Source organism: Halorubellus litoreus (genome assembly GCF_037081675.1).
GTDB lineage: Archaea > Halobacteriota > Halobacteria > Halobacteriales > Natrialbaceae > Halorubellus > Halorubellus litoreus.
On sequence record NZ_JAZAQL010000002.1, the window covers coordinates 907,908 to 919,913 of the forward strand.

The window sequence follows — 12,006 nt, forward strand, 5'->3', positions numbered from 1 at the left end:
AGCTACTCGACCATCGAAGCGCCACCAGTCACGCTCCTGGGAAGCCTCGAGCGCGGCTTCGGTACGGCCGCCAGCGTTGCGCGTGACCGTCAGGTCCGTCAGCCACCGGCCGGCGTCGACGTGCTCGGGGAGCGACGCGAGGACGCGCTGGGCGACGCCTGCGTACGCGACCCCCTGCTGGACGTTGGATGACCGGGACGAAGGGATTGAGACAGCCCAGGACCAAACACTGAACTTCGTCGTCTCTCTCTATTCTGCGATGAGCGTCCAGACGTAGCCGTCGGGGCTGACAGCTTGTTCGAACGCGTCGCGGTCGTAGGTGACGTAGCGGCCGCCGCCGGCGTGTGGCTGCCTTCGTAGCGTTCGTTCCAGGTGCCGTAGGGGTCGTGGACGGTGATGGTGTCGGCGGTGTAGCCGACGGCGACGACGATGTGGCCGGCGCCCGTGAACCAGCCGTAGGTCATGACGGGGACGCCCCGGTCGATGGCGGCTTCGAGGTCGGCCATCGTGGTCTCCCGGGAGCCGCTGGCGCGGACGTCGAGGCCGTTCTCGCTGGCGACCTGGTCGAACACCCGTTCGGCGCCGGCGGGGGTCTGGCCGTCGTCGGTCCCCCAGCGTTCGGTGAGTGCGTCGGGGTCTGTGTCGAGGCCGTAGTGGCGGAAGAGCATCGACAGGCAGGTGTTCTGGCAGGAGCCGCTCGGGCTGTAGTCGTTGTCGCGCTGGGAGAGATAGGGGACGCCCTGAATGGGGTTCCCGGTGCCGTCGCCGCCGTCGTCGCTCGCGGGTTCGAGGAAGGATTGGGCGCTCCAGCCGCGCGTCTGGCCGTAGTCTATCTTCCACCACGTGTAGCCGTCGTTGGTGACGTAGCCGTTCTTCACGTACCCTGTGGTGTCTGCGTCGGCGATCCCAACGACGTCCGCGCTCGTCGTGGCCTCTTGACGGACGTTCAGGTCCGTCGTGGTCGCGACCGCCTCGCCGATATCGAACGCTGGGTCTGGTGCGTCGCCGGACTCGTCGTCCCCGCCGTCGTTTCCATCGCCGTCACCGTCGTCGTTACGTGGGTCGAGGTAGTCCTGGACGCTCCAGCCGCCGACGTCGTTCTCCCACTCGACCCACCACCACGTGTAGCCGTCGTTCTGGTAGGGGCCGTTCGCGATGGTCCCCTCGACGTCGGTGGGCTGGGTGTGTTTCACGTTGTCCGCGATCTCGGCGGAGGCGCGGACGTTCACGGTGGTCGTGGAGACGACGTCTTGTCCAGTGCCGTACGAGCCGCCGGCGTCGCCGCCGCCGGTGGAGCCGTTCATCTTCTCGAGGAGGTAGTTCCAGTTCCACGTTGCGCCGGGGTCGGTCTTCCCGCCGGTGACGTCGTCGCAGTCGTACGGTGACGGTATCTGGGAGTGCCCGACGAGCCCGCCGTCGCCGTCGTACGCGCTGCAGGGAGCGACGTCGAACGTCGGATGGCGGACCGGGACGTCGTAGGTCTCGCAGAGGTACGCGCAGAGGTCGGCGACGGCTTCGTACGTCGCCTCGGAGAAGTCGGTCTCGCCGGCGTATCCCGCGAGTTCGATGCTGATGCCGGTGTCGTTGTACGGACCGTTCCCTTGCGTCCACGCGACGTCGTCGAGGTTCACCATCTTGGTGATGTCGCCGTCGTCGTCGACGACGAAGTGACTGGAGACGTTCGCGTCGGGGTTCTGGAACCAGTTGATGCCCGCGCTCGCGGAGCCCTCGATGGTGTGGAGGACGATCCAGCGAATGTCGCTGGCGTCGCGGTCGGCGGGCGTGTAGTTGCTCTCGTGCGCTGGTTTCCAGCGCATCGGGGGCTTTTCGGGGGTGAGTGCTGCGGCGGTACCGCCGGCGGTGGCGCCCAGGAGTGTCGTCGCTGTGGCCGTGCTCGCTGCGAACCGAAGCAGGTTCCGTCTGGATTGCATCACGTGCACCCGGGCTTTCTATTCGTATATTATTTTATCAGAATAAACTACTTTTCGTCCGTCGTCGGTCGAATCGTCCGGTGACAGTGGACGTATAGAGCGGTAGTGGAGTAGCTAGTCCGGTGATGTTTCTGTGGCGGTGAGGGGTCGGACTCGGCGAGTGCTACGAGTGACGCGACTTCGAATTGAAACGATGCGATGCGTGTGTGGTGATAGTGAAGCGGCGAGGGGGAGACGAGGAAGAGGACGTGGGGGGAATTGCGTGGGCAGAGAGCGCCCGTCGCTGGCCGTGGTCGTCCGGCGCCGGCCGCGTCTCGTCGTGCGACTCGATGCACTCCTGTCGCCCGCCGTCTGTGCCTCGTGACGTGATCGGAGCCCGGGAATTCCGCCGTCTAAACGTCGGCTTCGGCCCGACAGTTCCGACGACCGTACGGAGAATGCCAGTATCGGCGGCTAGCGGCGGCTCTCTGCGGTCGCGTCAGTACGCGCGCTCCAGGATGCTCGCCACGTCCTCGCGGGACGCGTCGAGCTCACGGGGCGCGTTCGCCATGAACGAGTCGTCGAGCACGTGCTGGGCGACCGTCGGGAACGCCTCGCGCGTTGGTCCATCGACGTCCCGGAGGCGTGCCGGGAGGCCGAGCGCGTCGCGTACCTCGGCGACGGCGTCGACGATGGCGGCGTCGATGGCTTCGGCCGGTCCGGCGTCAGCGACGTCGAACGCGTCGGCGAGGAGCGCGCGACCGGCGCCGGTCTCCGCGAGGAGGTACTCGAGCGCGTGTGGCGCGACGACCCCGTGCGCGGCGCCCTGCTGGACGTCGTAGGTCCGGGTGAGTGCGTGCCCGAACGCGTGGACGAGCGAGAGCGTCGTCCCGTCGGGTCTGGAGACGCCGTACTGGGCGAGGAGGATGCCTTCGAGGACGGGGTCGACGTCGCCGGGCGTGACCGGGTCGTCGCCGAGCGCGGGGAGCGCGTCCTGGAGGACCGACAGCGAGCGCGTTGCGGTGGCGTCCGTGATCGGCGTCGCGTTCCGCGCGTACGTCGATTCCAGGGCTTTGTCGAATCCGTTCATCGCGGACGCCGCCAGCACGCGTCGCGGAGTCGTCGCGACGAGCTCGGCGTCGTGGAACACGGCGGACGGCATCAGTGCCGGATGCCCGATGCCGCCGCCGCGTTCCGCGTCGACGAGGCCGTGCTCGGGACTGGCGGTGATGCCGGCGACCTGCGAGAGCTCCGCGCCGGCGAGCGTCGTCGGGACCGCCGCGATAGGTGGAAGGGCGGCCTCGGGAACCATCACCGTCCCAGTGGTCTGGAACTCGTCCGCGACGACGGCGCGGTCGCGGTCTGTCGCCGCGAGCACGCTCGCGACGGTCGCCACGTCCAGACTGCTGCCCCCGCCCACCGCGACGAGCGCGTCCGCGTCGTGCTCGCGCATCGCGGCCACCGCGTCGTACGCCGTGGACAGTCGCTTCGCTGGCGTCGTCTCCGCGAACACGCCAGCGAGCCGGTCACCCAAGCCCTCGCGGACCGGGTCCATCACCGCTGACGTCTCACCGACGGTCCGTCCGGTCACGACGAGCGCGCGCTCGACGCCCTGCGCGCCCAGTTCGCTCCCGAGCGACGCGACGCTCCCCGCACCGAACCGGAGTACGCCCGGGCGATAGTCGAACCGGAACGACCGCCCGCGAGCCCCGCTGCCCGCTGACTCGTCGTCGGCGGACTCGTCGTCGGTTGACTCGTCGTCAGTCATCGCCCGCCCTCCGGGTGGCTCTCGGGAGGGTCGAACGCTGGGAGCGCGGCTTCGATGCGGTCGCGTTCGCCCTCGAGCCACTCGGGGAGCATCAGGTCGCGCCCGAGGTCGTCGACCGCTTCGTCGGCCGTGAACCCGGGACCGGTCGTCGCGATCTCGAAGAGGACGCCGCCGGGTTCGCGACAGTAGATGGCGTGGAAGTACGTCCGGTCGATGGGTTCGGTCGCCTCCAGTCCGAGGTCGGCGTACGCATCCCGGTACGCCGCCTGTTCGTCGACGTCCGCGGCGGTGAACGCGACGTGGTGGACGGTGCCGGCCCCCATCCGCCCGCGCGGCAGGTCGGTCTCGACGAGGTCGACGACGGACCCCGGACCGCCACCGGTCGCGCGATACCGGTACCGCGACCGGTCGTCCGCGTCCGGGCTTGCGCCGGCGTCGACCTCGGTGGCCTCGTGCTCGTACCCGAGGACGTCCTCGAGCACCGTCGCGGTCGGCTCGACCTCGGCGACCGCGAGCGTCACCCCGTAGAACCCACGGAGCTGGTGCTCGGCCGGGACAGGACTCTCCGTCCACGTCGACCCGACGCCCTCGGCGTCGGGGTCGGCGACGAGTTCGACCCCGATACCGTCCGGGTCCTCGAACGAGAGAACGGTCGCGCCGAACCGCTCGCGCTCGGCGACCGCGACGTCCGCCTCGGCGAGGCGCTCGCGCCAGTACCCGACGCTATCTCCGGGGATCAGGTACGCGGTCGTCTCCGTCTGGCCCGCACCGAACTCGCCCTCGCGGCCGTTCTCGCCCCACGGGAAGAACGTGATGGTAGACCCCGGCGACCCCTCGCCGTCGCCGAAGTAGAAGTGGTACGTGCCGGTGTCGTCGTGATTCACGGTGCGCTTCACGAACCGTAACCCGAGCGTGTCGACGTAGAACGCCGCGTTCGCCGAGGGGTCGCTCGCGATAGCGGTCACGTGATGCAGCCCGCGCGTCTCGGGAGTCACGCTCGTGAATAGGGCCCAGGGCGCTATAGGCGTAGTGCGGACGTGCACGTCACCCGGTGACGTCGACGTCACCGGGCGGCCGTCGCCCGGATTCCGCGAGGGGAGACTCGACCGTAGCGGCGTCGAACCGGCGAGGCAGTCGGCGTCGAACCGGCGAGGCAGTCGACGCCGAACCGGCGAGGCAGTCGACGTCGAACCGGTGGCACCGCTATCTAACGGCCCCGATGGTATCGGGCGCTCGACGCCTGTAGCGTCAGCTACAGATGCGCCGGAGGTCCTCGAGGCAGCTGATGTCCCACGTCGGCCAGACGTTCAGCTCCCAGTCGGTGCGGTGAGGGCGTCGGATGAACGCGGAGTCGATGCCCGCGCGTTCGGCGGCGCGGATGTCGGACTCGTTGTCGCCGACGAACAGCGCGGAGTCCGTCGACGCCTCGAGGTCCGCGAGCGCCCGGTCGATGTAGTGGGGATTTGGCTTCCGGCGGTCGAGGCTCTGAATCGTGGCCTCGCGGCCGTAGGCCGCCCCGAACTCGACGGGAACGTCGAAGTGATCGAGGAGGAAGTCCACGGTCTCCTGCTGGTTCGAACTCACGATGCCCATGTCGACGTCCAGGTCCGCGAGGACGTCCAGGTCGTCGTAGAACGTCTTCCGTCCCGCGCGGGCCTCCTCCTGCTGTGCGAGCGACAGCCGTCGGTCGCGCGTCCGCCAGAAGATGTCGGGGTCGATGTCGTAGTGGTCGCAGACGATGTCCACCTGTTTGGGGGTGGCACCGATCGTCATGTCCTCGACGTGTTCGGGGTCCGGGTCGGTCACGTCGAACAACTCGAACGTCTCCTGGGTCGCGTCCCGGAGCACGTCGAAGCTCGTTCGACCGACGAGGACACCGTCGTTGTCGAAGACGACGGTATCGTAGGTCACATCACATTTACCGTCGGGGCCCTGATAAGTGTTTCAGTCGACGGGCGACGGCCACGGAGCGTCGTCGGCGTGCTGGCGACAGCGGCCGTCGACGCCAGCGTCCGAGACCGTTTAGGGGCTGTTTACTGATGATTCAACCCTGTAAACGAACGGAATTACTATTGGTCATGGGCAAGAGCATCTGTTCATGTCTCGACGGACACCGACCAGACGGAGCGTCCTCGCCGGCATCGGCGCCGCAGGCATCGGGAGCATCGGCACGGCCGCCGGGTCGACAGGCAAGCCCGAGCGCCACGTCGTTGGCACCGCGAATCGGAAGGCGACCCGAGCGGCCGAACGCGCCGCCGACGACGTCCATCGGACGCTCGACTTCGGCGACATCGGTCGCGCCGTCGCCGGCCGATTCTCCGAGGCGGCCCTCCGGAACCTCCGGCGGAACCCGAACGTCCGGTACGTCGAACCCGACGGCCGGATGCACGCCATCGCGCAGACCACGCCCTGGGGCGTCGACCGCGTCGACGCCGACCTCGTCCACGCCGACGGCAAGACCGGTGGCGACGATACCGACGGCGACGGCGGTGCCGACGTCGCCATCATCGACACCGGCATCGACGACGACCACCCCGACCTCCAGGCGAACGTCGGCAGCGGGAAGGCGTACGTCTCCTGTAGCGGCTCCGGCTGTAACTACGCGTGGAGCGACGACAACGACCACGGCACGCACTGTGCGGGCATCGCGGGCGCGGACGACAACACCGAGGGCGTCGTCGGCGTCTCCACCGGGGCGACGCTGCACGCGGTGAAAGTTCTGGATAGCCAAGGCTCGGGGACGTTCAGCGACGTCGCCGCCGGCATCGAGTACACCGCGAACCAGGGCTGGGACGTCGCGAGCCTGAGCCTCGGCGCGTCCTCCGGCTCCAGCACCGTGAAGGACGCCTGCCAGTACGCGTACGACAACGGCGTGCTGCTCGTCGCCGCCGCGGGGAACTCCGGCCCGTGCTCGGACTGCGTCGGCTATCCGGCGGCGTACTCGACGGTCGTCGCGGTGTCCTCGACCGACAGCGACGACTCGCTCTCCTCGTTCTCCTCGACCGGCCCCGAGGTCGAACTCGCCGCGCCCGGCGGGAGCATCTACTCCACCGTCGTCGGCGGCGACTACGCGACGTTCTCCGGCACGTCGATGGCGTGCCCGCACGTCTCCGGCGCCGGCGCCCAACTCATGGACAACGGGTACACGAACACCGAAGCGAGAGACCAGCTCACGGCGACCGCGGAGGACCTCGGACTCGACTCGAACGACCAGGGGAGCGGGCTCCTCGACGTCGACGCCGCCGTCGACTCGAGCACGGACAGCGCCCCGTCGGTCTCCTGGGTGACGCCCGGCGACGGCGACACCGTGTCCGGCACCGTCGGCGTGCAGATAGACGCGACCGACAGCGAGGACGGCGACGACACGCTCGACGTCACGTACGCGGTCGACGACGGGAGCGCCCGGTCGACGACGTACACGAGCGCCGGCTACTACGAGGACGACTGGGATTCGACGACCGTCGCGGACGGCGAGCACGCGCTCGAGGCGAGCGCCACCGACAGCGCGGGGAACACCACGACGTCGACCATCACCGTCACCACGGACAACGCCGAGAGCGCGCCGACCGTCGACTCGCTCTCAGCGACCGAGGTCGAGACCAGCGACGGCGACGCGGAGTTCGACGCGTCCTGGGACGTCAGCGACGCCGACGGCGACCTCGACGCCGTCGACCTGACGCTCACGAGCGACGCGGACGGCACGACCGAGGACACCGCGTCAGTCGCGGTCAGCGGGGACGCCGCGAGCGAGACCACGCGCCTCGTCGCGGCCGACGACGACGGCAGCGGCGAGTCCTACACGGTCGACCTCGTCGTCACCGACGCCGCCGGAGCGTCCGATTCGGGCTCGACGACGGTGAACGAGACCGAGTCGACGAACGCCGCGCCGACGCCGACCATCGACCGCGTCGTCGACAACTCGAACCCGGCGTGGGACCGCTTCGACGTCTCCTGGAGCACGACCGACGCCGACGGGAACCTCGACACCGTGACCGTCGAACTCCGCGACAACGGTGGAAGCGTGCTCGACGCCGCGTCGAACGACGTCTCCGGCGGCTCCGCCAGCGGCACCAACGGAGTCCGAACGAAGCGCACCGCGGGCACCGTCGCAGTCGTCGCAACCGACACCGAAGGCGCCACCGAGACCGTCACGCAGAACGTCTGAGGCGGTCGGCGACAGTCGTCACTCGACGGTGACGAGCGGGCAGTTCACGTTCGCCGTGCCCTGCGCGAGCAGTTCCGCGTCCTTCGCGGACGCGAGGTCCGACACCGACTCGAAGTCCGCGTTGTCGTAGACGTTCACCAGCCAGAACGGCGAGTAATCGTCGTCCCCGGGGAGGGACGCGACGACGTTGTGGTTCTGCGGGCTCCCGTCCTCGGTGACGAACCCGGACTGCGGGCCGCCGCCGTCCTCGCCGGGGTTCGTGTTGAACGTCACGTAGATCGGCGACAGCGGCACGATCTCGTTCGCGACCTCGAGCGGCGCTTCGGTGAACGTGAAGTACGAGAGGACCTTCCCGTCGTACCAGCCGCGCGTGAGGCCGGTGTCGCCGTCCCCGACGTGCTTCTCGGCGGTCGACCCCTCCGGGACGACCGGACAGTTCACGAGCGTCGACGTGGCCTCGACGGGGTAGTCGCCGGCGTCGATGGCGTCGACGCTCGTGATGGCGTTCGCCGCGTAGTCCTCCGGGACGGTCACGCGGTGGACCTGCCAGAAGTCGTTGTAGCCGTCGTCGCCGGGTTTCACGCCGACGACGTTCAACTGGTCCGCGACCGGTTCGTCCTCGCCCTCGCGGAAGAGCACGTAGATGGGCGCCGGCGCGAGCGGGTGGACGTCGAAGTGGTAGTACTGCACTGTCTCGCCGTCGGGGCCGAGCCCCTGGTGCCAGAACGGCTTCTGGTCGAAGTCGACTGGCTCGTCGGGACCGGGGAGGTCCGGGTTCGCGGACCGCTTCAGGAGCGTGCCCGCGTCGTCGCTGAAGCGGTCGACGGCCACGCGCTCGGCGGCGTCGGGGTCCATCGGTTCCATCCCCATGTCATCGTCCTCGGTGGTGGTCATCCCGTCCATGCCGTCGCCTTCGGTGGTCGTCATGCCGTCCATGCCGTCGTCCTCGGTCGTGGTCGACTCGCCGTCGCCGGTGCCGAGGCATCCCGCGATCGTTCCGGCGCCGACCACGCCGAGCGTTGCAACGAACCGCCGCCGCGTGCTGTCTTCGCGCATCGTACCAACACCGACACCTACCAAACGTATGATGATTTTCCGAACTCCGACTCACCTCCACGCAAGGTCCGCCCGAACTCTCTCTAGAATCTCTCCCAGTCCACGCCCACTCGGGACTGCTACTCGCTCGACTCCGTGGTGGGCGCTTCGGTCGTATCGCTGGCGTCGCGGGCATCGTGGGCGTCGCGGGCATCGTGGGTGTCGCGGGCATCGTGGTTGTCGCGGGCGTCGCGAGCGGCGAGCGTCTCGTGGATGCCGAGGACGAGCGCCGGCACGACCACCATGAAGACGTGTTCCTCGAGCGGGATACCGAGGAGCTCGACGCCGGTCCGCATCGGAATCGAGAAGACGCCGACCTCGAGCGTGTACCAGTCCCAGACGTACGCGATCGGGTAGACCGCGACGATGGTACGAGCCGCCCGTCGCGTCGCATCGCGGCCGGCACGATAGAGGAGCGCGGCCGCGACCGACCCGAACGCCACCTCCGTCGCGAGGTACGTCCACTCGCCCAGCACGGTGATGTCGGGAAGCGCCACCCCGGCGAGCGGCCGGAAGAACACCGCCGCCACCAGGACCGCCAGGAAGACGTACGCGCCGCGGACGAGGAGCATCGTGGCGAGGTCCGGGGGCGCTCGCGACGCGTACAACGCGACGACGACGAACGCCGGAATCGAAAGCGGCGCGCTCGCCGGGACGACCCCGTCGATGGCGAACGCCAGCACCGCGAACAGGCCCGCGCCCATCAACCCGTACGCGAAGCGGCGAGCGCGCGCCTCACCGAGCAGGACGCCGACGGTGTGCTTGTCGATGCTCGCGTCGTACTCCACGTCGGTCAAGTCGTCTATCACCTTCACGCCCGTCAACACCAGAAGGAACACGACCGCGAACGCCACCGCCTCCGCGCGCACCGCCAGCGTCTGGGCGTGATTGCTCGCGACGATGACGAGCGCGATACCGACCGGATACCCGAGCGTCGCCCCCAGCGGGTTCGTGTCCAGCGTCGGCGCGTGCAGGTACCCGATGAGCCACGTCGGCGCGAGCAACACCGCAGACATCGGATCCACGGCCACCCAGAGCACGGCGAGGCACGCCAGGAACCCGACCGCGGCCGCCGCGAGCGCCAGCCGACACCCCACGGGCGTCAGCGGGTGGTCGTCGTCCTCGCCGCGCAGATGGAAGTCCACGTACCCGTCCTTGACGTGCGCCGTGTACACCGCACAGAACGTCCCGACGGAGACGACGACGAGCGGGAGCAGGGTGAACTCGCGCGCCAACGCCGCGCCGAACCACGCCGCGGCGATCGGCGGCAGCATGAACACGGGGTGGACCTGCGACGCGTACGCCTTCACGTCCGCCATCGCGCCCGTGCCATGTCGAGCAACACGCATATGTGGGACGTTAGACCACCACGTGAATAAGGGCTAGGTTCGCGGCGGTCCGCGCTCGAAAGAACCCGCGTCCGACACGACCACGGACCGCGAGTGCCAAACACGGACGAACAGCTAGCGCCGGTATCGGTATCGTCCGACAAGCCTTTTCAGGAGGGTTCTCCAAGGGAGGCCAATGCCAATCGCTCCGCCGATCCAGGGCAGCGACCTCGAGACGCTCCCCGACGACACCGACCTCGTCGAGGACCTCGCCTCCCGCCCCGACGTCGAGACCGTCCTCCCGAAGTTCGTCGGGGACGACGAGACGGGGCGGTTCGTCACCGCGTTCTTCGTCGTCAAGGGCGAACGCATGGTCGTCTACGCACGCCGCCGGGACGGTGACACCGTCGACTTCGAGCAGGTCGCCGCCGGGACCGTCGGCGAACCCGTCGACTGGGTCGGCACCGTCTGGAATCAGACGCTCCGGTTCGCCGACGAGGACGCCGGGACCATCGTCCGCCTCCGCGAACGCGCCGCCTACGACACCCACTGGCTGTTCGCCGGCCACGACCCCGACGAGTCCTTCGAATCGTACCGCGTCGACCCGCTCGGGCACGAACCAACCGGGTTCACCGACTGCGACCACGCGCCCTCCGGCGACAACGAGACCGCACCGAACCTCGGCATCGACGTCTCCTCGTGCGTCGACTGCAACGCACCGCTATTCGTCATGAACGACGGCGACGGCACCCGCTCGATGGAGGTCCTGAACGCCGTCCACCTCGGCGAAGCGTTCGGCGACGACGGCACCATCCGCGGGTTCCGCATCGTCCCCGACGGTCCCGTCTCCCCGAAGGAGGAAGCCGTGTACGTGCTCTCGCAGATGGCGAACAACGAGAACCCCGCCATCCAGCGGTACGCTCGCGCCGGCAAGCACGCCCTCGTCTTCCTCGTCGGCGACCAAGTCGTCGGGTACGCGAGCTGGCAGCACGTCGGCTCGGACGTCACGCTCGACTCCATCTACCTCCTCCCCGAGTACCGCGGCGACGGCGGCCTCGCCGAGACAGTCGTCCAGGCGTTCTACGACGAGGTCGACGTCGACGAGTACTTCGTCGAGACCCCGAACGACGCCGCCCGACGCGCCATCGCGCGCGCCGGCCACCTCGACACCGGCGTCGCCACACCCGTCGCCTCCCTCACCTGCCGCGACACGACGAACGCGAACGACCCCGGCGCCATCTACGCCGACCCACGACCACGCCCCTACAACCCCGTCCGGTGACCAACGACGACCTACCACGCACCCTCTCCGACATCGCTATGCCTCGACTCCCGAAGCCGCCGCGTCTCCTCCGCGTCTGCGCGCTCGCTGCGGTGCTCGCTATCGTCGTCTACTACTCGCTCCTCGACGCGCCACCGGTCGCGTTCGAGCCCTCGCCGTGGTACGACAAGGAACTCCACTTCGTCGCGTACACTGCGGTCACGGTCACGGCCGCAGGTGCGACGATCGAACTCCGGGCGCGCCGCAGGTACCGTATCGGTATCGTGATCGCGTTCGCAACCGCGTTCGGCGTCGGTATCGAACTCGTGCAGTGGCCGCTCGCAGACAGATACGCGTCGATGGCGGACGTCGTCGCGAACGCCGCCGGAACCGCCGTCGGCGCCGGCTGGTTCCTCGTCGAATCCCGGTTCGGGTACGTCGGTGACTCTGCGACCGAGGACGACGGCCAGTCCTGACGT

General features: G+C 68.9%; 9 protein-coding genes. 3 read left to right on the forward strand and 6 right to left on the reverse strand.

The window, feature by feature from the left end; all coding sequences use genetic code 11:
• Positions 1-98 precede the first annotated feature (98 nt).
• The 4 genes from VYJ16_RS11800 to VYJ16_RS11815 form a co-directional block, all read right to left on the reverse strand.
• Complete coding sequence (locus tag VYJ16_RS11800) at positions 99-1,931, reverse strand: N-acetylmuramoyl-L-alanine amidase (protein WP_336350505.1); 1,833 nt, start codon at positions 1,929-1,931, stop codon at positions 99-101.
• 478 nt (positions 1,932-2,409) lie between these two features.
• Positions 2,410-3,678: an iron-containing alcohol dehydrogenase family protein gene (locus VYJ16_RS11805; RefSeq protein WP_336350506.1), complete on the reverse strand. Its 1,269-nt coding sequence runs from the start codon at positions 3,676-3,678 to the stop codon at positions 2,410-2,412.
• A complete protein-coding gene (locus tag VYJ16_RS11810) occupies positions 3,675-4,673 on the reverse strand; it encodes a ring-cleaving dioxygenase (protein ID WP_336350507.1) in 999 nt (332 codons plus the stop codon). Before VYJ16_RS11810 ends, VYJ16_RS11805 begins: the two co-directional genes overlap by 4 nt.
• 253 nt (positions 4,674-4,926) lie before the next feature.
• Positions 4,927-5,589, reverse strand: coding sequence for an HAD family hydrolase (locus tag VYJ16_RS11815; protein ID WP_336350508.1), 663 nt, complete (start codon positions 5,587-5,589; stop codon positions 4,927-4,929).
• Positions 5,590-5,776: 187 nt separating this feature from the next.
• On the opposite strand from VYJ16_RS11815, the gene VYJ16_RS11820 reads away from it, so the two are divergent.
• Positions 5,777-7,843 carry a S8 family serine peptidase gene (locus VYJ16_RS11820; RefSeq protein ID WP_336350509.1) on the forward strand — a complete coding sequence of 689 codons (2,067 nt, stop codon included), beginning with the start codon at positions 5,777-5,779 and terminating at the stop codon, positions 7,841-7,843.
• Between the two features lie 18 nt (positions 7,844-7,861).
• Here VYJ16_RS11820 and VYJ16_RS11825 read toward each other — a convergent pair whose 3' ends face one another.
• Positions 7,862-8,899 carry a hypothetical protein gene (locus VYJ16_RS11825; RefSeq protein WP_336350510.1) on the reverse strand — a complete coding sequence of 346 codons (1,038 nt, stop codon included), beginning with the start codon at positions 8,897-8,899 and terminating at the stop codon, positions 7,862-7,864.
• Positions 8,900-9,018: 119 nt separating this feature from the next.
• Positions 9,019-10,287, reverse strand: a complete 1,269-nt coding sequence (locus VYJ16_RS11835; RefSeq protein WP_379762307.1) for a lycopene cyclase domain-containing protein — start codon at positions 10,285-10,287, stop codon at positions 9,019-9,021.
• Between the two features lie 175 nt (positions 10,288-10,462).
• Here VYJ16_RS11835 and VYJ16_RS11840 point away from each other — a divergent pair, with 175 nt between their 5' ends.
• Together VYJ16_RS11840 and VYJ16_RS11845 are read left to right on the forward strand one after the other, a co-directional pair.
• Positions 10,463-11,548 carry a hypothetical protein gene (locus tag VYJ16_RS11840; RefSeq protein ID WP_336350511.1) on the forward strand — a complete coding sequence of 362 codons (1,086 nt, stop codon included), beginning with the start codon at positions 10,463-10,465 and terminating at the stop codon, positions 11,546-11,548.
• A 38-nt stretch (positions 11,549-11,586) separates the two neighbouring features.
• The gene (locus tag VYJ16_RS11845) at positions 11,587-12,003 is read left to right on the forward strand and encodes a VanZ family protein (protein ID WP_336350512.1); all 417 of its coding nucleotides are present in this window, start codon (positions 11,587-11,589) and stop codon (positions 12,001-12,003) included.
• Positions 12,004-12,006: the final 3 nt, after the last annotated feature.